Raw genomic sequence first — 26135 nt, 5'->3', positions numbered from 1 at the left:
TTTTATTTAAATACTTCTGGATATAGAATCTTAGCTAACCCTTCATATGCTTCTGCATATCTATGATTTGCTTTGAACATATAGAGATCCTTTGGTAAAATTATATATCTATCATTTTTTACTGCAGAAAGAGATGACCATGCGGGATTAGATTCTACGTCTTCCTTTATTCTCTCTATTACCTTGTCCATATCATTTCCTGTAGTTTGTACAAATATGAAATCTGGGTCTTCTTCTAGAATCTTTTCAATGCTAAAGTTTTTATCACTTAGCATATCATTTGATGTATCTGCTATATTTATAGTATGCAAATCCTTTAACATTTCTCCAACTGTAGAATCAGAACCTCTGGCAGTAACAGATTTTGCACTAGCCATCATTATAAGTACTTTATTCGCTTTATCTTTTGGTGCCTTATCAATTATACTGTCTATTTGATTTTTAACATTTAAAACATTTTCTTCATATAAATCTTCTCTTTCATTAAGAGCAGAAAATAATCTTGCTAATTTAAAATAATCCTCTTTACCATAATATTCTAATGCTATAAATGGTATTTTATTTTCTTCAAAAATAGGCACTAATTCCATTTGAGATTTTTGTGTTGAGATTAAAACTACTAAATCTGGTTCTAATTCCAATACTTTTTCTGCACTTATAGATCCAAGAGCCCCTACTATCTCAGCATTTTCTGTTCCAGGTATTTCATCTTGACCTATAGATTCTTCCAATTTACCTACGATACTGCCTCCATTTTTCATCCAGATATCTAAATAAGAGTTAAATAGTACTACTACTCTTTCAGGATTCTTATTTAAAGTAACTTCTTCTCCTCTACTATCTATAAAAGATACAGTTTTATCAGTAATTTTTATCCCATACTCTTCTTTTGCATCCTCATCTATATCTTTATTTGTTTCTATTGGTTGTGAAGTATCTTCTGTTTGTACTACTGGCTTATCATTTTCTTTAGTCTTACATGCTGCCAATGTTGTTGCAATCAATACAAGTATTAGTAGTAGTGGTAATATCTTTTTGCTTTTCATTGTAATCCTCCTAATTCTTTCTAGCTATAATTAATGATATATAATCTTTATCGTTTAATATTTCTTCTTTATCTATTATGATTTCTTGTTCTTCTAACGTTGCTCTTTTAATATATTTGTAGCAATAGTCATTACTATCTAATATGTTTAATATCTTCTCTTTTCCCTTGAAAGTTTTCAATATAGCTATAGAGGTTATCTTTTCTAGTAACTCTTCGTTCAGCTCATCACATAATAAAAAACTTTCTCCCTTTACAGTTAGGGGAGTCTTACTTTCACCAGCTGCTGCTACAAAAGATGGAATCCCTGATATTATTTCTATATCTATGTCTCTTCCTTCTAATTCTTCCATGATATATATAAATGTGCTATATACCATAGGGTCCCCTATTGTAAGAAATGAACCTATCTCACCTTCAGGTATCTCTTTGAATATAGTTTCTGCAGCTTTTTTATAATCTTCTTTCAGTACATGTCCCATAGGAAAATCTATAAATACTATTTTTTTGTTTCCAATAAAATCTCTTGCAGTATCCACAGCCATATTTTTCCCCTTGTTATTTGGAGCAAATATAACTGATGAATTTTCCATTGCCTTAACAGCCTTAAGGGTTAATAGTTCCTTATCTCCTGGACCTGTTCCAATGCCATATAATTTTTTCATTATTTCTCTCCTATTATCTTTTCAAGATGTTCTAGAAATATTTCTTGGGTAATCTTATATTCACCTAGACCTTTGAGACATATCTCAACTTGAAATCCTTCCCTTTCAAGTATTGATTTCCAAGAATCATCATCTTCAGACGCCATATCATTTACTGCATGATCTCCTGCTACTAGCATAAATGGTTTAAGTTTTACCTTTTTTATGTTTTTTTCTTTTAGTTCCTTTATTATATCTTCTATGGTTTTACTCCCTTCTACTGTACCAATAAATACATTTGTAAAACCTTTCTTATGATAAAGATTTTCTAGTATTTCATAGGATTCATCTGCTTCATGATCAGAGCCATGCCCCATGAATACTAGGGCTTCGTTATTTCCTAATTCACTAATTCCAATATTTTCAACAATTTTCATATAATCTTCTTCTAAACTTAATAATGGCAAGCCTACTTTTAAATTATATTTAGTAAGTTTCTCATATTCATGGCCAGGGATTATATGGAGGGGTTGAATATATATATCTTCTATACCTTGATTTTCCATATCTCTTATTGCTTCCTCAAGATTAAATACATGAATATTATCTCTTTTCTTTAATATGTTGATAACCATTTGAGATGTAAATGCCCTTAAAACTAAGTAATCTCTATACTTTTCTCTAATTATATCTTCTATGCTTTCTATACATAATTTCCGCGTATCCTCATAGGTAGTTCCAAAGCTAGCTACTATTATTCCTTTTTTCATAAAATCTCCTTTCTTTCATATAATAAAAATTCTTCTTCATTCCTAAATAAAACAGTATTAAACTTTTCGTGAATTCTAACAAGCCAAGGTTTTGTTAAACAAGCTTCTTCTATTAATTTATCTTCACAAAAAATCTTTTGTGTTTCGCCTTCCCCAATGATACTGCCTTTGCTAAGTATATAGATATAATCACAAATATCATAGATTAAATCCATATCATGGCTGGATATTATAATGGTTTTATCATTACTTATTTCATTGATTATTTCTTTCATTTGTTTAGTCATATAAGGATCAAGTCCAGATGTTGGCTCATCTAATAGGAGTATACTAGATTCCATAACCAAAACTCCAGCAATAGCAATTCTTTTCTTCTGACCATAGCTTAAAAAATGTACTGGCTTGTCTACTAAGTCAGAACCAGCAACTAACTCAAGTGCATTAGCTACCTTTTTTCCTATTATATCTTCGCTGATACCAATATTTCTTAAGGAAAAAGCTATATCATCGAATACATTTGAATAGAATAATTGTTGGTCAGGATTTTGAAATACAATATTGACTTGCTTTCTATATTCCTTTAAATAGGCTTTATCATACTTTATAGGAGTATCATTATATATTATCGAGCCTTTACTTGGTTTTAAAATTCCCATTATATTTAGGAACAAGGTTGACTTTCCAGAACCATTAGCTCCAATAACACCTATTACTTTTCCCTTTGATGTATCTATATTTATATCATTTAATGCCTTCGTTCCATCTTCATATTTATAGTATAAATTGTTTATTTTTAACATTTAATCACCTAATTTAAATTCTCCGCTATATAACTTACATTCCAAGGATATATTCATCTCATTATGTCTTATAAATACTCTGGTAAAAAGGTTTCTAATAAGTAATGCTATAGATCTTAATGAATTTCTCTTGTTTTCGTAACCAAATTTCATAGCTTGGGCTAAATGAATATTGTTCGCTTCTTCAATGAAAATAAATATACTCCTATAAATAAGTACCATTAATTCTATAAACAGCTTAGGTACCTTTAATTTCTTTAAAATCCTAATAATATCAATCATTGGGGTAGTTAATATCAGAAAATATACTGATGTTAAAGATGATAATACTGTTGTAAACAGTTTTATTCCTTTAGACATAGACTCCATAGTTATACCAATACAGATATTCATAATCTTGAAATAGTAAAGATAAAAATCACCATTTACTGAAATCATTATAGTAATTATACTAATGAATAGAAATGATACAGGTAATAAAAGCATCTTAAAATAGGTTCTAAAGGGAACTTTAGCTATTCCAATAACTAATATGATCATAAGAATAGTAATCAATAAATCAAGATAATAACTATTGATTAATCTTGACAATACTATGCCTCCACAGGAAAGAAGAATCTTTACCTGTGGAGGATAATTTCTTAATTTGTTAGTATATGCATATTTATCTATCAGCAACAATTTTGCGTCTTTCCTTTAATACACCAAAGATATACCCTATAAGACCTGCTCCTATAGCTACTTGAAGAGAAAATAATAAACTCTCTATTTCACCACTTGGTGGTTCCCAAAATGATTCAAACCATGGTTCATAATCTGGATTTATTTCCTGAATAACTCCTTCAGCCTCTCCATCTGCTCCGCCGAATTCAGAATCTCTTTTAATAATTAATGGAGTAATTACGATTACAATTATCAAAAATAAAAGAATAATATTTTGCTTAAATAGACTCTTCAAGTTTAATCACTCCTTCTTTTCTATATTCTTGAATAAGATTAAATACCATTACAGTTATAATTCCCTCAACAATTGCTAGCGGTATTTGTGTAACTGCAAATACAGATAGAAACTTTGTAAGAGATGCGGCAACTCCTCCTGTAGCATCTGGGAATGCTAAAGAAAGCTGAATTGATGTAATTACATAAGTAGCTAAATCTCCTAATGCTGCCGCTAAGAAGACTGCCAAACTTTTATTTTTCCCTTCTTTACCCATTTTATATATACCATAGGAAACAAGTGGACCTACTACAGCCATAGAAAAGGAATTAGCTCCTAATGTAGTAATCCCACCATGGGCTAATAATAAGGCTTGGAATAACAATACTATAGTCCCTATAACAGTCATAGTTGTTGGTCCAAATAGTATTGCACCTAATCCTACTCCCGTTGGATGAGAGCAAGATCCAGTAACAGATGGAATCTTAAGGCAGATAAAACAAATGCAAATCCTCCTACTAATCCTAGAATCATTTTATGATCCTGTCCTTCTTTCAAACCTTTTCCTACCTTTCTAAATCCTATGACTAAAAATGGTAAAGTTAATATTGACCAAATAATTGCCCATTTAATAGGTAGGAAACCTTCCATAATATGCATTGCTTGTGCAAGCTGTGGAGTTATAATTAAAGTCAATAATATACCCCACATTAATAATTTCTTTTTCATAAAATCACCTCACATTTATTTTTAAAGGAATACTCCTTTATATCTAAACTAGGTGACCTAAAAGGAAAATAAAAATCCCTAACCTGAAGCAGATTAGGGATGGAACTTATACTAATATTAACTATATAATAGTACAATTATAAGTTTTTCCTTCCCTCCGAAGGTCACTTCAATACTATTAGGCAGGTCTCCTGACTTGTGACTCATTTTACTCTCAGCACCTTCCCAGATTTCTCCAGTGGCATAAGCTGATTCTATCATCACTTACAGTAGCGGGGGCTGTATGGGATTTTCACCCATTTCCCTATTATTCTTATAGAACCTAATGTACTATATTCAATTTTCATTCTAATGCTATCATAAAATAATATTTAATACAAGATATTTTTGCAACTAAAAGATATAATATTATACCAAAGGTTGTTATGTCCATCTTTTACTTAGCTAACTAATTGGATCACAATATAGATTATTAATAATAATACTTCACTACGATACATAATTTCTATAGTGTTTTTTATATCTATTTTTCTAATTTCCTCAACCTTATCACCTATTGTAGGTTTCTCTACAAGCTTTCCATGATAATAATTATTTCCACCTAATTGAATATCTAGAAGCCCTGCAACAGCACCCTCTGGATATGCACAATTTGGACTCTTATGATTTTTTCTATCCCTGATCATTATCTTAAAACCATTTTTTATATGAAATCTCCCTAATGAACCTAAGCACATAAGAATTCCTGTAATTCTTGATGGAATATAATTAAATATATCGTCTACCTTTGCAGGAAAATATCCTAGATCAATATATTTATCATTCATATAACCTAACATAGAATCCATAGTATTGATAAATTTATATGCTAGTCCTCCAGATGCTCCAAATAGGATTATATAAAATAGTGGAGCAATGACCCCATCAGATGTATTCTCTGCCACAGTTTCTACTGTTGCCCTTATAATTTCCTCTTCTGAAAGATTTTTGGTTTCCCTTCCAACAATATAAGAAAGTCTTATCCTAGCTTCTTCTATACCTATGTCTAGAGCTTTTGATACCTTCATGGCTTCATAATGCAGACATCTTGCAGCTATACATGTATAGATTAAGTAAGTATTCACTATAATATAAATAACTTTATATTCTTTTATAAGTTTTAATAACAAATATGGCGTAATAAAGCAAGTGAAATATTAATTATAACAATAATGAATCCAGCAAGCTTAAGTCCTTTTTTTGATCTAGTAATTTTTCTCGCTAACTTTTCTTCAGAAGAAATCATTCTCCCCATAAGTTTCACAGGATGAGGAAAACTATAGGGATCCCCTATAATAAAATCTATTATAACTGCAAGTATTACACTAATTAGCATATTAATTTCTCCTTAATGAGCGACCACAGGTCGACCCTATATTGTTAATTGTCCTTTGTTAATCGTTAATTGATTTACCTAACCCCATTATTTTATAAATATAATCCATATCCATATTTTCACGAAGTATCATTGCTAATTTGTTTAATTCTCTTTCCAATTCTTCTTCTGTTTGTGGATTTGTATTACATTCCTTGTCATAGTCTACTAAACTATCTTCATCTACTAATTCTAAATGTGCAAAAGGTATTGTCCCTACAACTGGTATACTTAATATTTCTTCAATCATTTTAATTCCTGGATCTAATAAAGTTTTATCTCCTCTAAATTTATTGATTATGAGTCCTTTTATTCTTTTTCTTTCATGTTCCTCTAACAGCATCACAGTACCATAAAGAGAAGCAAATACTCCTCCCCTATCTATATCTGCTACTAAAAGTACTGGAGCATCTGCCATTTCAGCCATTCCCATATTGACTATATCATTTTGTTTCAAGTTTATTTCTGCTGGACTTCCTGCACCTTCTATAACTACGATATCATTTTCTTTCTCTATCTCTTTATATATGTCTAATATCATTGGTCTAAGAGTATTTTTATACTTGAAGTATTCCACTGCTTCCATATCCTCTTTATCTTCACCTCTTATAACAACCATAGAACCTTTATCTGACTTCGGTATAAGTAAGATTGGATTCATATTTGGATGTGGTTTAAGTCCTGCAGCTATTGCTTGTAAGGTTTGAGCTGTACTTATCTTATATCCTTCACTAGTAGTATAATATTTTGAGGACATGTTCTGAGATTTAAATGGGTATACCTTATATCCATCTTCTTTAAATATTCTACATAATCCTGTACACATAAGACTCTTACCTGCTGAAGATGTGGTGCCTTGTATCATGATATTTGTCATATTATTTTCCCCCTATTTGTATTTTTCCATTTCTTCTTCTAAATTATCTACTTTATATTCTAAGGATAATACTGGATCTAGATTGTATTTATCCAATAAATAATATAAATCTTCGATTTCATTTCTAATTGGAGCTTTGTGATCATCATATAGACCATTATTAGAATGGATATGAATATAGAAAATATAATCTTTAAGTTCTTTTATCCATTCTTCCAATTTCACTTTCCCTAATTTAGCATGTCCTATATCTAAATTAATTTTAATATTAGGTAAATTTATAGTTTCTATTAGGTCTTTTAACATACTGGGAGTTTCTTCAAATATATTTTCCAGAAGTATTATTCCATTATAATCTGGTACTTCTTTTAGTATTTGTTCCCAGAATTCCCTACTTTGCTTATTGTTTAATTTTATTAGTGATGGTTGATTTAAATATGGATTAATCTGACTATGAAATATTAAGTAATCTATATTTAATTCCTTAGCCGCATTCATAGTATATAAATATCTATTATAGCTTACTTCTCTAATTAATTTATCAGGACTTGAAGGCTTTAAATCTAAAAAAGGTCCATGTAAAGCTTTTATATTTTTAAACCCTTTAAGTTTAGCTTTATATCCGTGAATTATCATATTAACTTCATCCAAGGATAAATTAGGCTCTGTAAAATCCTGCATTTCAATACCTATATTGAGTCTTTTAAATTCTTCTATATTTAAGCTATCTATAGTACTTATAGTTTTTAATATTTTTCTCTCCATATCTTCACTCATTTCTTTAAGATTTTTTCTTCTTTGAATGAATCAGCCAGGTTACTTCTATCAAAGAAGATGGAAGCAATATAATATCCTCATAAACCAAATATTTCCCTTCCCACCTTGGATCAAATTTATTTTTATATTTCCTTAGTCCATCAAAGCTATAAAAATGTTTACCATATTTAAATACTAAATGTGCAATCCTTTCTTGAATATGTGCACTCTGCGCTATCCCTACATTTGAAAGTGGTGCCATTCCCAGATTGAATATTTTATAATTATCCTCTTTAAATGCCAAAATCAAATTTAGTATAAGAAAAGTCATGGTATTATTAGGTACTTCCTTTTTAAAACGCATTAAATCAATAGAAGCTGATTTATGATCATCATAACTAGGACTTATAGAAGCAAATGCTATTATTTCTCCTGTTTCTTCCTTCTTTACAACTCCTATTTTAGATTTGTTTAAATATTCCCTACTAAACCATCCAAGTGAAAAGCCCATTTCCTCTCTATCAGCTAACCATTCATCAGAAACTTTCTTTAGGTCTAAAAATAGATTTTCATCTATAGAGTTATCATAATACATCTCAAAAGTAAAACCATCCTTTTCAAATCGTCTAAGTGTATTTCTAAAATCTCTACTTTTTGAACTATTTATATCAAAATTATCAAGTTCCACTAATCCTGTCTCACCTAATTTAAAGAAATAATACCCATGATCATGATAAAAAGGTAATAATTTCTCACTGGATTGATAAAAAACTGATTTATATCCATATTCATCTATGAATGTCTGAAATTCTGTTAAAGCTTCTCCGAAGTATTTTGGGTTTCCAATAGGATCTCCCAAAACTACTGCAAGACCATGACTTATCTCATATTGGATCAAAATACTATTATTTTTAGACCAAAATAAATGTTTATCCTTTAAAAATATAAGGTGAGTTAAGAAATTCCCATCATATTCCTGCAGAAATTTATTTACCCTTTCTTCATTAACAGTTTCATACATCTTATCATTTGTTATCTTCTCCTTTGTAAATTCATAGTAGATAACAAAAACAATGAGAAAGCCATAAGCAATAACACCACTAGATATAGGCCAAGAAATTCCCTTTGAGATCAAGGACTTGAAATATTTAATTTTTATAAAATCTCTCAATATTATATGAGACATTTTCATATAAGCTAAAATTCCGATAAAGGCCAATAGCAAAGTCATAATGGCTTTAAACCAATCAATTGGTAAACTTTTTCTATAAAAGCTATGCTTAGACATTTTTAATATTATCAGAACTAAAATCAAAAAAATTGCTTCTTCATAGGCAAAACCCTTAATGAAAGCAAATATAGCACCAAAAAACAATAACCACATAGTAATTTTGTAGCTGCGTTTTACTTTCATTCTTATTTCCCTAGAAATAACTATCAATAGTATTCCTATACATATTGATAACTGCCTTGATAACTGTAAAATTGGAAATGATAAAAGTCTTGAAGCTATTTTAATTCGTTCAATTACTCCCGGAACTAATGCAGATAATAATAAGGTTACTCCAGATGCTAATATCAATATAGCTAACAATAGGTTTGTAATGCTAGATGTTTTATTGATAAAATCTTTTATCTTTGAGAAGCCAATAAATTGAATTAATTTATTTTCACTTTGAGATTGTACTATCAAAGTAAAAACTATTCCTATTATCAAAGGCAATATATAATAAAAAGTTCTATATAATATCAATATGGCTAAAACATTTTCAGTTCCTATACCATAATATTGAAATCCAAGTAATACAACTAAATCAAAAGACCCAACTCCACTAGGCAATAAGCTTAGAATACCAGCTATGGAGCCTAAGGTAAATACGATAAATATAATATAAGGATCTACACTTTGACTAAATTGTCTCACGATAACAAAAAATAAAGTGAAAGCAACCATCCATTCTATAAAGGATAAAAATAATAGTTTCACTCTTAATATAATCTTATTATGATCGCTTGTTTCTATTGAATTTTTTCTTAAAGTACTAAAAATCCTATCTATTAAAAAATAAATAATGAAGTATATTATGAAAGCAACAATGGTTATAATTATCCATCTATATTTCTCTATAAGCGGAGCTATATATTGATATTTAAACAATGCAATAATGGTCATAAGTGAAAGTCCTATGCCCGTTGCTGGAATTAATAATAAATTATAATCTATAATATCTTCTTTATTGCTGGTGCTCTTTTTAAATAGTACAGACCTAATAGAGGCTCCTGTCAATCCTCCTAGTCCTGAAATATTATTTATTGTGTTAGTTACAAAAGTAATGCTAAATATAGTTATTTTTTTAATATTAAGATTTAAATATTTTATTATTGCAAAATCATACAAGCTCATTGATGATACTGCTGCTATTCCTAAAATAGTAAATATAAATATAAGAGACATAGGAAATTCCCTAATTATAGATATTGTCTTAGCAAAATCTATTGATTTTAATTCCTTCACTCCTCCAGCGATTATAATTCCCATCATGAATATTATAAATATTAATCTTGAAATCTTTGTTCCATTCTTTTTCAATAGTAATTTAATCTTTTCCATATATCCCTCCATCTGTAATACCTATTATTTTACTATTCTCTATAACTCCATATTTGTTCCAGTACCTAAGTAATATATTACATTGTTTTTTCAATATTATCAATCTAGTTAAATATTACAAATTTAATTTCTAAATTTAAAGGCCCTGCATATGCAGGGCCTGTTATTCATTATTTAGCTTTATTATATATTTCTTCTATCTTGTTCCAATCAACTACATTCCACCAAGAATCTATATAGTCTGCTCTTTTATTTTTGTATTTTAGATAATATGCATGCTCCCATACATCTATACCAAGAAGAGGTATCTTTCCTTGTGAGATTGGATTATCTTGATTTGGTGTAGAAAGTATTGCAAGTTTTCCATTATCAAGTACTAACCATGCCCAACCACTACCAAATTGACCTAATGCAGCTTTTTTGAAATCTTCTTTTAATTTATCAAATCCTCCTAATTCTTCGTCAATTTTCTTTCCAAGCTCTCCTTCTGGTTTACCTCCACCATTTGGTGACATCATATCCCAAAATAATGTATGATTATAATGACCTCCACCATTATTTCTTACAGCAGTTTTAATGTTCTCTGGTAAATCATCTAAAGATTTCAATATATCTTCTATTTCCATTTCTTGGAGTTTTCCATGACCTTCTAAAGCCTTATTTAAATTATCAACATAAGTTTGATGATGTTTTGAATGATGAGTCTCCATTGTTAACTGGTCTATATGTGGTTCTAATGCATCATATGAATATTTTAATTCTGGTAGTAAAAATTTCATTGTATCTCTCCTTTTTTATCTATATTAATTTTATTATTATTAGCTTATTATATATATGCCCACATTTCTAAATGATAAACATTATCATTTAGAAATGTGGAAAGTAATTTTTTGTATTAAAAAGCTCTGATAAGTTTCCCTATCAGAGCTTTTTATTTATCATATATATAATATAATTTTCAATATCTTAGTTTTCTAAGCCTATTACAGTATCAGGGTCATCTTCTATCTTAGGCAGATTAATCCCTATATATGCGAATATAATAATTACTATCGGAGTTATATAGTTAAAAAAAGCATATTTAGCATAATCTTGAGTAGCTACTCCAAGAACGCTGTAAAGGAAAGCACCACATGTATTCCAAGGTATTAGAGCAGAAGTAATAGTTCCAGCACCCTCTAAAGCATTGGACAATACCTTAGGGTGAAGACCTTTTTCTCTATATGCTTTAGCATACATTCTTCCCGGTACCACTACTGAAATATACTGCTCCGGCATTGTCACATTACTGAATACACAAGTTAATATTGTAGTAGTAACTAATGTACCTACACGCTTTACTCTCTTTAATAGTGCTCCTACTATAACTTCAAGTTGACCAGTCTTTTCCATTATGCCACCAAACATCATGGCTATAATTGTAAGTGAAATAGAAAACATCATATTCTCCAATCCACCGGCTGTTAATAGTTCGTCTATCATTTCAACACCTGTTTGGGATGTATATCCGCTAAATGCAGCAGTTAATAAATCTCCTAAATGTGCACCTTGCATAACTACACCAAGAACTCCACCTAATATTATACCAATTGTAATTCCTGGTATAGCAGGTACCTTAAAGGCTATTGCTACGATTACAGCCAAAGGTGGTATTAGTAATAACGGTGACACATTAAACGAAGATGTGATTCCATCTCTAATAGCATCTATAGCTGATATATCAACGCTTCCTCCACCATATTTGAAACCCATAATTAAAAATATTACCAATGTAATACCATATGCAGTAAATGTACTTGGAACCATATTTTTAACATGTGTAAATACGTCAGTTCCAGACACTGCTGGTGCTAGATTGGTTGTATCTGATAATGGAGACATCTTATCTCCTAAATATGCTCCTGAAATAATAGCTCCTGCAGCCACTGGAGCAGGTATGCCTAATCCTTTAGCAATTCCAATTAATGCAATACCAATAGTCCCTGCAGTACCCCAGCTAGTCCCCGTAGCTAAAGATGTAATGGAACATATTAGAACAGTAGCAACTAGGAAAATTCCCGGTTTTAGAATTCCTAATCCATAATAAATCATACTTGGAACAACACCAGATAATAGCCATAATCCAATAAGAACACCAATAATTGCTAAAATAATTATAGCTTGTAAAGCTTGATAAATACCATCAAACATAGCTTTTTCAATTTCATTCCAAGTAAATCCAATCTTAACGGCTATAAGTGCCGCAAATAATGTACCTACAAGCATTGGAATATGTGGATCAGCTTCGTATATAGAAATACTAACCCCCATGACAATAATTAAGAATGCGAATGATAGCAACGCCTCCCAAAGATATGGTTTTCGAGCTGTCTTTTTCAACGTTAAAAATCCTCCTTATGCAATATTTTCTGAGTCTTGTAAATTTTATTACAACTTTATATATATGTCAATAGTTTCAGGGAAAGTTTAGTTTTTAACAGTCTTTGCGAATCATTTAACGAACAATTGATAATTTTCTTAATTTTTTATAATTGTATTCCATTAAATAGAAAAAAGACCTTAATTATCTTAATTAAAGTCTTTTCTGCTTTTTACTATGTTTCTAAATTATATTGAAAAACATCTTTAATAATCTATTTAAAATAAGAATGAGTATCTATCTTAATCTTTGATATTTCCTAATTATTTTAATTGGCTGTTTACAGCTTCTCCAGCTATTTTACCTGTATATATTGCTTGTGCTATAGCTGTTCCTGTTGCAGGATATACTCTATTAAATATATTACCGAAAACTAATTCTCCTGCTGCAAAAAGATTTTCAATAGGCTGTCCATTGCTACCTAAGACTTCACAATTTTCATTTACCATTAATCCTGGCATTGTGCCAATAATACATGCCCGTGTCGGAACTGCATAGAAAGGCCCTTTAGTTGGTGGCTTCATTTTTTCGATAATACTTCCAAATTCATCTTCAGTACCATTCTCAACAGCTTCATTGTATTTCTTAACAGTTACTAGGAAGTTTTCCTTATTTACTCCCATTAAATCAGCTAGTTCTTCCAAGGTCTCTCCTTTAAGTATAAGTCCTTGTTCAACACCTTTTTCATAATCTTCAACTCTATCACTCTTAGAATCGTCTATACCATATCCAATATCTTCAGGCTGTAAATATATCTGTAACGCAATATCTGTACTTTGTCCAGTTTCATCTACAAACCTCTTACCATCTTTGTTTACAAATAATTCTGGTACCCATACAAGACTTCCTACCTCACCTTTATATCCCATATTTGGAGTAAGTGCTTCATAGGACATTACACCATTACCAACTATTTTCACTCCAAGTTCTCTAGTCATTTCTATTCCATCTCCTGTAGAACCTGCCGCAAGGAATGGCCATTTTCCAGCTGAATCCGGATCAAATTCTTCAAGTAATTTACGATTATTTCCAAATCCTCCTGTTGCTAAAATAACTTTCCTAGCATTTACTGTATATTTCTTTTCTCTATCTTCAACATTTACACCTTTGATAATGTTATTATCATCAACTATTAGAGAAGTTACTTTTGAATTTACTCTTATTTCCGCTCCGTTTTCTTTGGCAAAATTTAATAAGAATTCAGCAGCTTGATTACCTGCAGCATCATCTCTAAATTTTGTTAATTTAGCCCCTCTATTAGTTTCAAATCTATATATTCCTGAATCAGGGTATGTTTCAGTTGCACTTTCAACATCCCATGGTGCACCATTATCAATTAAATAGTCAAAGGTTTCTCCTGCAATATTTGCTATATGTTTAACCAATGCTTCATTTGACTTTGTTTCAGATCTCATTTCAAACCACTGTAAAAGTGATTCTGGAGTGAAGCTTTCTTCTGGTACATACTTAGAACCATTACCTGTCCAAAATAATCCACCTGACAAAGCAAGCGATCCACCAGTAAATGGCATTTTTTCAAGAACTAAAATACTTATATTATCATTTTTCCCTAATTCGATGGCTGCTGATAGTCCAGCAGCTCCTGCACCAACAACTACTACGTCATATTCCTCATCTTCACCTTCGACTAATTCTGGTTTCTCTGGTTTAATATTTAATAAATCCATATTCACACCAGATTTTTTTAAAGCATCTTTTGTAGCTTGGATAATACCAATGCTTGACATCGTAGCGCCAGCTACAGTATCAACAGAAACACTTTGATGCTGAACAATTGCCGCTGGTACAGAATCATTTGCATAGCTAAATAATCTCTCGGATTCAGCCTGTTCAATTACCTTTACTTCTGTTATCTTTTTTTCGTCAACAGTAACCTGAACCTTAATAACACTTTTCATTCCTTTAGCCTCACCATCATATACACCTGGAGTAAAGACCATCTCTGTTTTTTCGGAAATCATCGGTTCTGAAGTTTGGCTACATCCTACTAATGCAGACGTGATTATTGTCAAAATTAAAACAAAAACAATTACTCTTTTCATATTTCATGCTCCCTTCAATTATTTTATATAAATGCTGAATTCATCTACATTTATAAGTATAAGGTCTAAAGGAGCTTTAAAGTCAATGATATTTTTTTATCACTCACTTTGATTAAATGGTAACCAAGCTTGGTGCCAATTTATATAGTCGTCACCTACTTTACGCATCAAAGCACTTTTAGTTAAAACATCCCCTGATAATTCCATTCCCTGTGAATTCATATATTCAATTGCAGGCGCCAAGAGTTCCGGAGTAATAGTTCGATTAGATTTTGATTGAATTCCTGTTTGTATGCATAGTCTAGAAGGATACAATTTCACATAATCAGACTCCTCAATATCTAATAACTCTGCATACTCTTTATAAACACCAAGCCCAACAGAAAAATTCTTTCCGCTACTTTCCACTTCTACTAATGAGAATAAAGTGCTTGTAAATACAAAGGGAATTTTATTTAGCCAATCAAAAATTATTTTCTGTATGTATTTATCTGGATGTAATACATATCCATTCTGCATTTCTAGACGATAAATATCAGGACGGTATTCAATTCGATATTTTCCAATTAACTCATTGGAAGCTATCATGCTTTGCTCTTCTTTCTCTATATGCTTGAGAATATTACTCTTCCATACTATCTCTTTCTTAATATCTTCTTTTCTATCAGATAAATTAGAAATGATATCATCATTTTCATAATTATTAAGAAGCTTGGCTGTTTCGTCTAGTGTATATCCTAATTGACGATATATCCTTGCCCTAATTAACATATGAATTTCCCAGCCGCCATAATAACGATAGCCTGTAGCTTCTGATCTTTCTGGAGCTATAATTCCTTTAGATTCATAGTAACGTATCGCCTCTGGTGTTATATCTAATAGTTTAGCTACATCACTTATTTTATATTTCATTTTATAACCTCCACCTGTTACTCCTGCTTGTTCTTTAGAATTTTTTAATAATAATTACTTGAAATATACCTGGCAGTTTATTAATAGTTTATCAATCTTCTATACTATTTTCAAGATTTGCTGCTTATCTATATCATAGTACAATAAAAGCCCCAATGAGTTCCCTCACTAGAGCTAACTTTATAGTTTTCTATAAAACAACTTGCCATATATGTTTAAATCTCTCCTGATGCTACTAGTATTAACCTCTTATCTTCTCAATTAATTCATCTTTCTTGTTTTTAATACTTCTTATTTCATTTTTAACTAAACCATCTTTCAGATGCTCTTTTTCTACAAAGAACATGGATAGTCCTCCCAATCCTACATGAGTACCTACTGCCGCACCCATTTGCATTATATAAATTTCATCTTTAAAATCTGTCTCTAATCTAATTTTTTCCGCTAAATCCTTAGCAATATTCATATCTGAAGTATATCCGATAATGACAAAATCTGTAATCTCATTATCAACCCTTCTAATAAACTCATCTATATAAAATTTAAATACTCTATTTCGTCCCCTTTCCTTAGCAACTATGGCTCCCTTGCCCTTTTTCATGGACATAATAGGTTTTACTCTTAGCAGTTTACCAATAAATGCACTGGCATTGGTTAATCTACCACTTTTAATCAAATTATTTAAATCATCTACACATAGAAAATGTTTTACCCTAGTCTTATAATTTTCATTGAATTGAATTAATTCATCAAAGCTATAACCTGATTCCAATAGCATAGCACTTTTCAATATCAGCCATCCACTTCCATGACTCATAGATAATGAATCTACTACATATATTTTCACAGTTGAATTTGGATTATTTTCAAAAAAGTAGTCTTTTGCTAAAACTGCTGATTGGTAAGAGCCACTTGTACCACTAGACATACAAATGCATAAAATTTCCTTATATCCATCTTCAATGGCTTTATTTATTATTTTTAAATATTCTTCTGGACTTGGCATTGATGTAGTAGGTAATTCCTCTAAAGTTGGTAAAATTTTAAAGAATTCATCCGTCTCAATATCTATTTTATCCCTATAGGTTGTACCACTTATGATAATATTAAGGGGTGCAACTCCTATATTATATTTCTCGACTATTTTTTTTGATAAGTTCACAAGTAGAATCAGCCATTATCTTGATCATATAATTCCCTCACTTTATTTATAGTCATAATTCGCTAAATTTCGACAAATTATTCTTTACAATTATAACATATTAAAATTAAAAGAGATATGTTAATAAATTTGACAAATACTATAAAATGGCAATGTAAAATATACATAGGTAGTAGGTTTTTTATTGAGAGTTCAAAGATACGTTAATGATATACAAAAATAATAAATAAAACTCCAACGATAAATTATCATTAGAGTTTTATTTTCTTGCTACATAATTACTACTGGTTTAATTAAATCAAATGGTCTAGTTTTTATCATTGCTAATGCATCCTCTATTTTTTCAAATCCATGAAAAACGTGTGTAACTATCTTACTCGGATCAAGTTTACCATACTTAACTAATTCAATTTGTTTTTCCATTCTAGCTCTGCCGCCTGGAATTTCTTTATTAATGGTGTTAGCATGACTCGTATTAGCTCCCCATTCAATCTTTGGAATTGAAAATGTCTCCCCGCTACCAAAGTGATTTACATTTCCAATACGTCCACCTAATTTAACAATTTTCACAGCATCGGTAATTGCATCTGAATCAGTCCCTGCAACCAATACTTTATCTACTCCTGTACCTTTTGTGATTTTTAAAATTTGTTCCACAATGGGCCCATCATTATGATTTATTATATCTGTTGCGCCATAGAATTTAGCTGCTTTAACTAAATCAGGACTATAACCAACTACAATAATCCTTTCTGCTCCCTTTAAATGTGCACCCGCAACTCCCATCAAACTTATAGAAGCAGTGCCTAAAACGGCCACTGTATCTCCATATTCTACTTCCGCTAATTCTACAGCATGAAATCCTGTAGATACTGTATCTGTCAACATAACAGCTGATTCTAATGAAATCCCCTCTGGAAGTAAGGCAACATTCATATCCACATTATCTACATGAAAATACTCTGAAAAAACTCCATCCTTTATATTTGAGTATTTTCTTCCTACTAATTGTTGACTGCTGCTGTGCATATCAATATTTCTCCAATCAAGTGTTACAGCTGGTACTATTACTTTATCACCTGGTTTAAAATCTTTAACCTTACGGCCAACTTCTACAATCTCGCCTATAGCTTCATGACCTAGAATCAAATTATGTCTATCACCTAATGTACCTTTATATACTGTTTGAATATCAGAAGTACATGGGGCTAAAGCTAAAGGTCTAAGTATTGCATCATAAGGTCCTGCCACTGGTCTTTCTTTTTCAATCCATCCTACATTATTTAATCCAAGCATTGCAAAACCTTTCATACATATCCCTCCTATATATTAAATAATATCAATCTATTTGTTAGTTTTTTTGTTTATACAATTAATAATTGCAATTACCTTGCCAGCTTTTGCTTTTTATTTAAATTTAATCTAATTTTTACATATAGGCTATATTTCTTAATATTACAATATTGAAAGCTTATGAAAAGCCCATTTTATAATTCAAAGTATTATCTTCTTAGTTTTATCAAATGCTAATCTTACACTGTTAATTATATTATCGCGAAATTTAGTTCTTGACCGAGAAATAAATTTCATTTATTATGTATCTATAATATAGTCAGGAGATGTTGTATATGAACCACGCCTTTAATAAAAAAAACATAGCAATTGAACCTATGGATGTTAAAGATATAGATGATATGCATAAAAAGTTTTTATTGAATACTAAAAGTCCAGTTTTTGCAGAAACCTTAAGATACTGTGAAAAGGTTGCAAATTCTAATTCCAATGTTCTTTTGATAGGTGAATCTGGAACCGGAAAAGAAGTTGCTGCTAAATATATTCATTTATGTAGCCAAAGGGCTTCTAATGATGTAGTAGCAGTTAATTGCAGTGCTTTCACTGAAACCCTTTTAGAATCTGAGCTTTTTGGATATGAACAGGGAGCATTTACGGGAGCTTTAAAAGCAAAAAAGGGGAAGTTCGAACTGGCACATGAAGGTACTTTATTTTTAGATGAAATTGGAGATACCAGTCTACTTACTCAAGTGAAGCTTTTAAGAGTCATTGAAACTAAAAAATTTGAACGAATTGGTTCTAACACACCTATGCTAATAGATTTTAGACTAATTTGTGCTACTAATAAAGATCTTGAAGAAAACATCTTAAATGCTACTTTTAGAGAAGACTTTTTTTATAGGATTAGCACTATCGCCATTAGAATCCCACCTCTCCGTGAACGTAAGGAGGATCTTATGGATATGATTAATTTTTTTCTAGAACAGTCCTGCATTGAAAATAGACGTGAAATCACTTATATTGAACCTGAGGTTAATGAATTTCTATATAATTATGATTATCCTGGAAACGTCAGGGAACTTAAAAATACTATCGATAGATTAGTGATATTATCAGAAGATGGCGTTATTAAAAAAGACGATCTTCCTATTTTGCATTCTATTGTTAGAGTGAAACCTAGTTCGACCAGTGATAGATTTGAATCTATCGTTAGCTTGAAAGAGTTTAGAAAAAATACTGAATCTAAATATTTACAATGGGTTCTAAATCAAGTAAATGGAAATGTAGCTGAAGCAGCTCGCAGGCTTGATATTAGTTCTCGTCAACTTTTTAATAAAATTAATGAATATGGATTGGAAAAATAATAGAAAGCCTTGATTAGATATGATTCTAATCAAGGCTTTTTCAGCAAAATATGAAAACATCAATTACCTTACAGTTAGTTATTTCCATTTTCTTTCATCCCATTAATCTCTTATAGATAGTATTCTCTATTGTTTATAAAATAGTTATTTGGCTAGTTTTGAAATTATATTTTACCTTATATTTTGTAGATTATATAATAGTTTTAATGGTATAATTAATGTAACATATAAATTATCTGCAGCCATAAAATTTATTAATAAATTTAATCTCTATAAAAGAGTAATGGAGGTAAATATGGATAATAAAAAAGCATTAGATATTTTAGAAAACTTAAAAAATGTAATTATGGGAAAAGATGAAGTTCTAGAGAAGGTTTTAATAGCATTATTTGCCAGAGGCCATCTTTTAATTGAAGATGTACCTGGAGTTGGAAAAACTACTTTAGTTAAAGCACTTGCTAGAAGTATGGATTTATCATATAAAAGAGTCCAGTTTACACCAGACCTGATGCCTTCTGATATTATAGGTATTAGTGTCTATGATAAAAATACTGGAGCCTTTTTTTTCAAAAAAGGTCCAATATTTAATCAAGTATTCTTAGCTGACGAAATCAACAGAACTTCTCCCAAAACTCAGTCTAGTTTATTACAGGCTATGGAGGAAGGGGAAGTGTCTACAGAAGAAAGTCATTATATTTTAGAGAAACCTTTTATGGTACTGGCAACTCAAAATCCACTAGAATACCAAGGAACTTTTCCTCTGCCAGAAGCACAGTTAGATCGTTTTCTAATGCGTTTATCTCTGGGATATCCAGAAAAACAGTCTGAAATAGAAATACTCCAAAATTATCAGTCCATAAAAAATCTTAATCTTATAGAGCCTGTTGTATCTCAGGAAGATATATTAGAAATGCAATCCATGGTAGATGAAATAACAGTTCACCGTGATATTATAGATTATATTGTTAATATTTCTAATACAACTAGAATTTATGAAGATTTGCGTTTAGGAGCTAGTCCTAGAGCTTCTATTGATTTGTTGAAGGCTGCAAAATCAAAGGCATTTTTAGCAGGTCGAGACTATGTTATTCATGATGATGTAAAGAAAATGGTAGTACCTGTATTGGGACATAGGCTAATTCTTTCCCCAGAGGCCAGAATAGAGCAAAAGGGTATTGAAGATATATTAAAAGAAGTTCTTAGTCGTGTATTTGTACCGGTGATGACAGATGAATAATATGAAAATTGGTCTTCCATTAATCTTCCTTATGATTATAATTGCCTTTGTATTGTTGGTTGGAGGAACCTTGCCTTACTTTTTATTTTATATACTATTGCTGACATTCATTCTTCCTTTAATTCACTGTTTAATTACCCTTAAAGGGCTAAAAGGTTCTATAGAGATTCCAAGAGAATCTCTATTCATTGCCGAAATGCTCAATATAAATTATCAAGTAAAAAATAATAGTATTCTTCACATACCCTATTTAGAAATTCAATCTGATATTTCAAAACAATTAACAGGGATTAATTCTCCTAAAGTGACATTAGCACTGAAAAAAAAGGAATCCTACAGCAGTAGTGAATCTCTAATCCTAAGAAGAAGGGGTTATTACCAGTTTGGAGAAATAGAGGTAACAGTGGGAGATGTTTTTGGATTTTATTCTTTTAAGAAAAAAATTACAAGTCCTACCTCTCTACTAGTCTATCCAGAAACCATTATCCTATCTACTTTCAAAATAACTGCCAGCCATCAATCTGGAGAACTTCTAGTGCAGACCTCAGATTTTCAAGATAAAAGCCGAGTTACTTCTTTGAGGGAATATAGAGAAGGTGATTCCGTTAAAGCCATTCATTGGAAACTATCTGCAAAAAAGGATATTCCTATAGTTAAAGACTATGAAAATCGAGGAGATACATATGTTATCATTTTCCTAGACAATGAAGCAAATATCTTTAAAGATGATGTAGATCGTCGTCTTGAAGATAAGACTGCTGATGTTGCTCTTAGCATAGTAAATTATTGTTTAAGTCAAAATATAGAAGTAAACTTGGAAACTCAGAATGATCAAAACCAAGTAGAAGTAAAAGGTCAACAAAAGTCTGACTTAAAACCTTTTTTGGAAACCTTAGCTAGATTTAAGGGTAACGGAACTCTTGAATTTAAATCTATTGTCGCGTCAAAGATTGAGACTTTAAATAAAAATTCAACAGTTATAATTATTACTCCAAACTTAGATAAGGCTATTGGTGCACAAGGAATTCAACTAAAAATCAGAAATCTTAATCCATTATTTATAGTTATAACTGATTTAGATAACAGAACAGGATATATAGACCAAATAGTTGAAAAAAGATTAAGACAGGAAGGAATCCCCATATATATATTAGATTATAACAATAGTATCAAGGAAGCATTGGAGGTTTATCATGGATAGAACATCTAATAAAAGTCAAAAGTTACTTTTAAACCTGATTTATGCTTCTTTTGTATTTTGTCTAGTATATCTTTTTGGTTTGGGGATGGGATTAAAACTAAATATTATGCTGCAAGTATTAATAGTATTGCTAGGAAGTATGATAGTTAAATTCTTTCTACTAAATCCATTAATTCTATATGGACTTTTAGCTATTAGTTCTCTAATCACTATCTTGATACACCGTTTCGTTTCTCCCATTTTATTTAACATAATAGAAAGAATTCTTTCTTTATTCAGTAACATAATTGCTCATCTCCAAGGGAAAGAAAGTATTGCATTAGATAATATGTTGTTATTTTGGGCAATGCTTATAATTTTAGTATCATTGTTTACTGCTTTCATCTTATTTAGGAATAAAAATATTTATCTATTGCTTCCTATTTATATAGTTTTCTTCCTTTACTATTGGTATAATTTTTTTAATCAAGCATATTGGATGATTTCCATATTCCTATTAGCCTTTTTTATTCTCATAGGATTAAATAAGTATTATGAGAAAAAGATACAGAACCTTTACAATCCATGGCTCCACACATTAACTACCTATAGCATATTAATTGTTTTCATAGCTTTACTATTGCCAAAGAGTTACAATTATATCGAATGGCCTTGGTTGCAGCGAAAAGTTTATACCATCTTCCCATTTATCGAAGACTTACGTTCCTATGATATCTATAGCCGGAAATCTGGAAACGCTACACTATTCAATTTTTCAATTACAGGATATCAAAGTGAAAACTCAAAATTAGGAGGTCCTGTAAACTTAAGTGATAAGAGAATTATGACAGTACGTGTAAGTGATAGTACTTATCTAAGGGGAAATGTAAAGCAAGTTTATACGGGGAATTCTTGGGATACTATAGTTGAACCTTCAGCAAACTATGGATTGAAACAAGACTTCAGTGGTCTTTCGCAGGAAGAACAGAAAATTTATTACAAGCAAGAATATATTACTATTACCTATCATGATTTTGCATCAACTACCCTTTTTAGTCCTTATAAACCAGCTAAAGTTAGCTTCTCAGACAATCATATGCTAAAAGTAAACCGTGATGATGTTTTGGTATTCTCCAATGGAGTTTATAATGGTGAAAGCTATCTTGTCCTAGTACAAAAACCTCTTCCATATGGGATGTTAGTATCTCTAGGTATAGACCAGAAAAAGAAAGATATGACTGACTTAAATATATACTTACAGATACCTAAAGATAAAATAACTGAACGGACAAAAGATCTAGTAAGGGAAATAGTAAAGGATACTAAAGATGATTTTGAAAAAGCGGTGGCTATTGAGAATTATCTTAGAAATAATTATAAATATAGCTTAGATGTGGAATATTTACCAGAAAATCAAGAGTTTATAGATTATTTTCTATTTGAAAAAAAGGAGGGTTACTGCACCTATTATGCAACATCCATGGCTGTGATGCTTCGTCTATCAGGAATACCAAGCAGATATGTGGAAGGCTACTTAGCTAAGGATTCTATTGAAACTGGTGTATATGAGGTAAAACATGAAAATGCTCATGCATGGGTAGAAGCATTTATTGAACCAGTTGGTTGGATGACCTTTGAGCCTACACCTGCTTACCCTGTAGAATCTAGATTAGAAAATTATCAGCTAAATGATTCCGACAAGGATATGGAGTTAAATGAAGCTAGGGAAAATATTAGAGGTCCTAGAAATGATATTGATGATCAAAATATTGATGGCGACCAAACTACTGTCGATGGAAGGAAACCAAACTATGAGGAAGACTATGAAGATACATCTACTGGTTTAACAAGTAATACTGTTGACTTATTTATAATCATTTTATTATTAATAATCCCTCTAAGATTTTTAGTAGGATTTTTACAATATAGCTATCGGGAAGCTAAAGCTAAAAAGTTATCCAATAATAAAAGGGTTATTTATCTATATCGACAAATTCTAAGGATCAAGGAATTAATGGGTTATCCCCAACTATATGGAGAAACTCACTATGAATATGCAAATCGTATTGCGTATAAATTCTATTCCTATGATGAAATAGGAATAAAAGAAATTACAGAAATCTTTGTAAAAAGTAAGTACAGTAGCTTTCCTTCTTCGAATGAAGATGTATTAGAACTAGAAAAATATAAAAACATTATGGAAAATCGACTAAAAAAGTATTGGGGTAAAATAAAATATTACTATCATAAATATGTTAAGAAGATATATTGATTTTAATATTTTTATATCTTAATATAAATCATATCTTTACCATGAATAATTTATTAACCATAAATTTACCAAGAATCTCTTGATATTAGCTTGCTTTTATAAGATTTCTTTATAAGTTTCATACTATTCTTAATAAAAAACACGTTTAAATGAGCTATCAAAATCTAACTTTATAAAATTGCTAAAAATAAAGGGATAGATATTAATCTAGTTAAGTACTTTAACAGGGAAGTCAAGTTGGACTTCCCTGCTTGATATTTTGCTATATTTTTTAACTTGTTTATTATCACTAAAGTTTTATTTAATTCCCACTTTTTTCATTTACATTCTATCAGGTACTTCAATTCCAAGTAAATCAAGGGAAGTTTCTAAAATATTTTTTGTTAAGGTAATAAGACTTAACCAAGAATTTTTCTTTTCAATATTTTCCTCACTTATAATTTTATTTTCATGATAAAATTTGTTGAATAGATTAGATAAATCATAAATATATTCACATAATTTGTTTGGTGCCTTTTCTAAGAAACTAAACTCTATGACCTCATTAAACTTTGAAAGCTTTAGCATTAAATCTCTTTCACTTTGGCTATATGGCTCATGTATTGCATCCATATTGTTCATTTTTTCCTCACTAGCTTTTCTCAAAATAGATTTAATTCTTACAGTAGTATATAAAATATATGGCCCTGTATTTCCTTCAAAGGATGAGAATTTTTCCATATCAAATATATAGTCTTTAGTAACCTGATTAGATAAATCACCATATTTTAATGCAGACAGTCCGACCTTTCTTGCTATATCATATATTTCAGATTCACTAAAACCTTTATTGTTATCGAGTTTATTCACTACATTATCTTGAATTATTCTAATCAAATCCTGTAGTCTCATAACACCACCTTCTCTAGTTTTGAAAGGTTTCCCATCTTTACCATTCATTGTTCCAAAGCCAATAAAATCAAAGAATAGATTCTCATTTACAATTCTTGTTTTTTTAGCACATCTAAAAACTTGTTCAAAATGTAGTCCCTGTCTTTTATCAACAACATATATTATCTGATCTGGATTATAATCCTTTACTCTTTGCCAAATAGTAGCAAGGTCCGTAGTACTATATAATATAGCACCATCTGATTTTAATATTATTATTGGGGGAATCGTATAAGTATCAATTTCCTTGGCAACATCTATAACCAATGCTCCTTTGCTTTCATAGGTATAGTTGTTTTCCTTTAGATAATTTATCATTTCATCAATATACTTCTGACTATCGCTTTCACCCATCCAAAGGTCAAACTCTACATTTAAAGCGCTATAATTTTTCTTCAAATCCTCTACAGAAACATTTAAAATGTGCTTCCAAAGTGCTATATATCCTTTCCTCCCGCTTTGTAACTCGAAGGTAGCTTTTCTAGCTTCTTCCATCGCTTCAATATTGCTTTTTGCTAGGGAGCTTGCCGCTGGATATATTTCTTCAAGTTCATCTATTGTAAAAGGGGCTTCTTCAGGATATTCCCCTTTATAATCCTCAGCAAAATAAGACAGCTCAGGCATACGTCTTCTAAGCTCAGATATTACCATTCCTATTTGCAAGCCCCAATCACCTAAATGAACATCACCTATTACATTATGCCCTAGAAATCTAGAAAT

20 protein-coding genes, 2 pseudogenes and 1 riboswitch are annotated in these 26135 nt (G+C 30.6%); of the genes and pseudogenes, 4 read left to right on the top strand and 18 right to left on the bottom strand.

Features of this window, described 5'->3' with window-relative positions:
• Positions 1-2: 2 nt before the first annotated feature.
• The 17 genes and pseudogenes from CIW83_RS09065 to CIW83_RS08985 all read right to left on the bottom strand — a co-directional run bounded on the left by CIW83_RS09065 (position 3) and on the right by CIW83_RS08985 (position 18450).
• A complete protein-coding gene (locus tag CIW83_RS09065) occupies positions 3-1046 on the bottom strand; it encodes an ABC transporter substrate-binding protein (RefSeq protein ID WP_094900516.1) in 1044 nt (347 codons plus the stop codon).
• A 10-nt stretch (positions 1047-1056) separates the two neighbouring features.
• Positions 1057-1710, bottom strand: a complete 654-nt coding sequence (locus CIW83_RS09060) for a precorrin-2 C(20)-methyltransferase (protein ID WP_094900515.1) — start codon at positions 1708-1710, stop codon at positions 1057-1059.
• On the bottom strand, positions 1710-2459 hold the full coding sequence (locus CIW83_RS09055) for a sirohydrochlorin cobaltochelatase (protein ID WP_094900514.1): 750 nt from the start codon (positions 2457-2459) through the stop codon (positions 1710-1712). The genes CIW83_RS09060 and CIW83_RS09055 overlap by 1 nt, the downstream gene beginning before the upstream one ends.
• Positions 2456-3259, bottom strand: a complete 804-nt coding sequence (locus CIW83_RS09050) for an energy-coupling factor ABC transporter ATP-binding protein (protein ID WP_094900513.1) — start codon at positions 3257-3259, stop codon at positions 2456-2458. The genes CIW83_RS09055 and CIW83_RS09050 overlap by 4 nt, the downstream gene beginning before the upstream one ends.
• Positions 3260-3937, bottom strand: a complete 678-nt coding sequence (gene cbiQ, locus CIW83_RS09045; protein WP_255374338.1) for a cobalt ECF transporter T component CbiQ — start codon at positions 3935-3937, stop codon at positions 3260-3262.
• On the bottom strand, positions 3924-4217 hold the full coding sequence (locus CIW83_RS09040; RefSeq protein ID WP_094900511.1) for an energy-coupling factor ABC transporter substrate-binding protein: 294 nt from the start codon (positions 4215-4217) through the stop codon (positions 3924-3926). The genes cbiQ and CIW83_RS09040 overlap by 14 nt, the downstream gene beginning before the upstream one ends.
• Positions 4201-4847, bottom strand: a pseudogene (locus CIW83_RS09035) (energy-coupling factor ABC transporter permease). The gene CIW83_RS09040 and the pseudogene CIW83_RS09035 overlap by 17 nt, the downstream one beginning before the upstream one ends.
• Before the next feature lie 241 nt (positions 4848-5088).
• Positions 5089-5266: riboswitch (cobalamin riboswitch) on the bottom strand.
• Positions 5267-5365: 99 nt separating this feature from the next.
• A pseudogene (gene cbiB, locus CIW83_RS09030) lies at positions 5366-6300 on the bottom strand (adenosylcobinamide-phosphate synthase CbiB).
• A 58-nt stretch (positions 6301-6358) separates the two neighbouring features.
• Complete coding sequence (locus CIW83_RS09025) at positions 6359-7216, bottom strand: cobyric acid synthase (RefSeq protein WP_094900510.1); 858 nt, start codon at positions 7214-7216, stop codon at positions 6359-6361.
• A 12-nt stretch (positions 7217-7228) separates the two neighbouring features.
• Positions 7229-7981 carry a sugar phosphate isomerase/epimerase gene (locus CIW83_RS09020; protein ID WP_158220064.1) on the bottom strand — a complete coding sequence of 251 codons (753 nt, stop codon included), beginning with the start codon at positions 7979-7981 and terminating at the stop codon, positions 7229-7231.
• A 16-nt stretch (positions 7982-7997) separates the two neighbouring features.
• Entirely contained in the window at positions 7998-10583 is a 2586-nt protein-coding gene (mprF, locus tag CIW83_RS09015) for a bifunctional lysylphosphatidylglycerol flippase/synthetase MprF (protein WP_158220063.1), read from the bottom strand.
• A gap of 170 nt (positions 10584-10753) precedes the next feature.
• Positions 10754-11362, bottom strand: coding sequence for a superoxide dismutase (locus CIW83_RS09010; RefSeq protein WP_094900507.1), 609 nt, complete (start codon positions 11360-11362; stop codon positions 10754-10756).
• Positions 11363-11549: 187 nt separating this feature from the next.
• Complete coding sequence (gene nhaC / locus CIW83_RS09005; RefSeq protein WP_094900506.1) at positions 11550-12962, bottom strand: Na+/H+ antiporter NhaC; 1413 nt, start codon at positions 12960-12962, stop codon at positions 11550-11552.
• Between the two features lie 303 nt (positions 12963-13265).
• Positions 13266-15065 (bottom strand): FAD-dependent oxidoreductase, encoded by a 1800-nt coding sequence (locus tag CIW83_RS09000; protein ID WP_094900505.1) that lies wholly within the window; start codon positions 15063-15065, stop codon positions 13266-13268.
• 99 nt (positions 15066-15164) lie between these two features.
• Positions 15165-15977, bottom strand: coding sequence for a MerR family transcriptional regulator (locus CIW83_RS08995; protein WP_094900504.1), 813 nt, complete (start codon positions 15975-15977; stop codon positions 15165-15167).
• A 241-nt stretch (positions 15978-16218) separates the two neighbouring features.
• Positions 16219-17139, bottom strand: coding sequence for a DegV family protein (locus CIW83_RS08990; protein WP_201259757.1), 921 nt, complete (start codon positions 17137-17139; stop codon positions 16219-16221).
• Between the two features lie 270 nt (positions 17140-17409).
• Complete coding sequence (locus CIW83_RS08985; protein ID WP_094900503.1) at positions 17410-18450, bottom strand: zinc-binding dehydrogenase; 1041 nt, start codon at positions 18448-18450, stop codon at positions 17410-17412.
• A gap of 317 nt (positions 18451-18767) precedes the next feature.
• Between CIW83_RS08985 and CIW83_RS08980 the strand changes: the two genes are divergently transcribed.
• The 4 genes from CIW83_RS08980 to CIW83_RS08965 all read left to right on the top strand — a co-directional run bounded on the left by CIW83_RS08980 (position 18768) and on the right by CIW83_RS08965 (position 24485).
• The gene (locus tag CIW83_RS08980) at positions 18768-19796 is read left to right on the top strand and encodes a sigma-54-dependent Fis family transcriptional regulator (RefSeq protein WP_201259756.1); all 1029 of its coding nucleotides are present in this window, start codon (positions 18768-18770) and stop codon (positions 19794-19796) included.
• A 295-nt stretch (positions 19797-20091) separates the two neighbouring features.
• Positions 20092-21033, top strand: a complete 942-nt coding sequence (locus CIW83_RS08975; RefSeq protein WP_094900502.1) for a MoxR family ATPase — start codon at positions 20092-20094, stop codon at positions 21031-21033.
• Positions 21026-22234, top strand: a complete 1209-nt coding sequence (locus CIW83_RS08970) for a DUF58 domain-containing protein (RefSeq protein ID WP_094900501.1) — start codon at positions 21026-21028, stop codon at positions 22232-22234. Before CIW83_RS08975 ends, CIW83_RS08970 begins: the two co-directional genes overlap by 8 nt.
• A complete protein-coding gene (locus tag CIW83_RS08965) occupies positions 22227-24485 on the top strand; it encodes a transglutaminase-like domain-containing protein (RefSeq protein ID WP_094900500.1) in 2259 nt (752 codons plus the stop codon). The genes CIW83_RS08970 and CIW83_RS08965 overlap by 8 nt, the downstream gene beginning before the upstream one ends.
• A 321-nt stretch (positions 24486-24806) precedes the next feature.
• On the opposite strand, the gene argS is transcribed toward CIW83_RS08965, so the two are convergent.
• The gene (argS, locus tag CIW83_RS08960) at positions 24807-26135 is read right to left on the bottom strand and encodes an arginine--tRNA ligase (RefSeq protein WP_235601281.1); all 1329 of its coding nucleotides are present in this window, start codon (positions 26133-26135) and stop codon (positions 24807-24809) included.

Origin of the sequence: Tissierella sp. P1 (genome assembly GCF_002266425.1) — a bacterium.
GTDB lineage: Bacteria > Bacillota > Clostridia > Tissierellales > Tissierellaceae > Tissierella > Tissierella carlieri.
Note: the sequence above shows the minus strand (reverse complement) of the source record. Positions and strands in the feature narration are given on the sequence as shown.

Bases quoted from the DNA above. Each gene is read 5' to 3' on its own strand.
- CIW83_RS08970 (WP_094900501.1), top strand. From the start codon at position 21,026: ATGAATAATATGAAAATTGGTCTTCCATTAATCTTCCTTATGATTATA.
- CIW83_RS08985 (WP_094900503.1), bottom strand. From the start codon at position 18,450: ATGAAAGGTTTTGCAATGCTTGGATTAAATAATGTAGGATGGATTGAA.
- CIW83_RS09065 (WP_094900516.1), bottom strand. From the start codon at position 1,046: ATGAAAAGCAAAAAGATATTACCACTACTACTAATACTTGTATTGATT.
- CIW83_RS09000 (WP_094900505.1), bottom strand. From the start codon at position 15,065: ATGAAAAGAGTAATTGTTTTTGTTTTAATTTTGACAATAATCACGTCT.
- CIW83_RS09050 (WP_094900513.1), bottom strand. From the start codon at position 3,259: ATGTTAAAAATAAACAATTTATACTATAAATATGAAGATGGAACGAAG.
- CIW83_RS08975 (WP_094900502.1), top strand. From the start codon at position 20,092: ATGGATAATAAAAAAGCATTAGATATTTTAGAAAACTTAAAAAATGTA.
- CIW83_RS09010 (WP_094900507.1), bottom strand. From the start codon at position 11,362: ATGAAATTTTTACTACCAGAATTAAAATATTCATATGATGCATTAGAA.
- CIW83_RS08980 (WP_201259756.1), top strand. From the start codon at position 18,768: ATGAACCACGCCTTTAATAAAAAAAACATAGCAATTGAACCTATGGAT.
- CIW83_RS09025 (WP_094900510.1), bottom strand. From the start codon at position 7,216: ATGACAAATATCATGATACAAGGCACCACATCTTCAGCAGGTAAGAGT.
- mprF (WP_158220063.1), bottom strand. From the start codon at position 10,583: ATGGAAAAGATTAAATTACTATTGAAAAAGAATGGAACAAAGATTTCA.
- CIW83_RS09055 (WP_094900514.1), bottom strand. From the start codon at position 2,459: ATGAAAAAAGGAATAATAGTAGCTAGCTTTGGAACTACCTATGAGGAT.
- CIW83_RS08965 (WP_094900500.1), top strand. From the start codon at position 22,227: ATGGATAGAACATCTAATAAAAGTCAAAAGTTACTTTTAAACCTGATT.
- CIW83_RS09060 (WP_094900515.1), bottom strand. From the start codon at position 1,710: ATGAAAAAATTATATGGCATTGGAACAGGTCCAGGAGATAAGGAACTA.
- CIW83_RS09020 (WP_158220064.1), bottom strand. From the start codon at position 7,981: ATGGAGAGAAAAATATTAAAAACTATAAGTACTATAGATAGCTTAAAT.
- CIW83_RS08995 (WP_094900504.1), bottom strand. From the start codon at position 15,977: ATGAAATATAAAATAAGTGATGTAGCTAAACTATTAGATATAACACCA.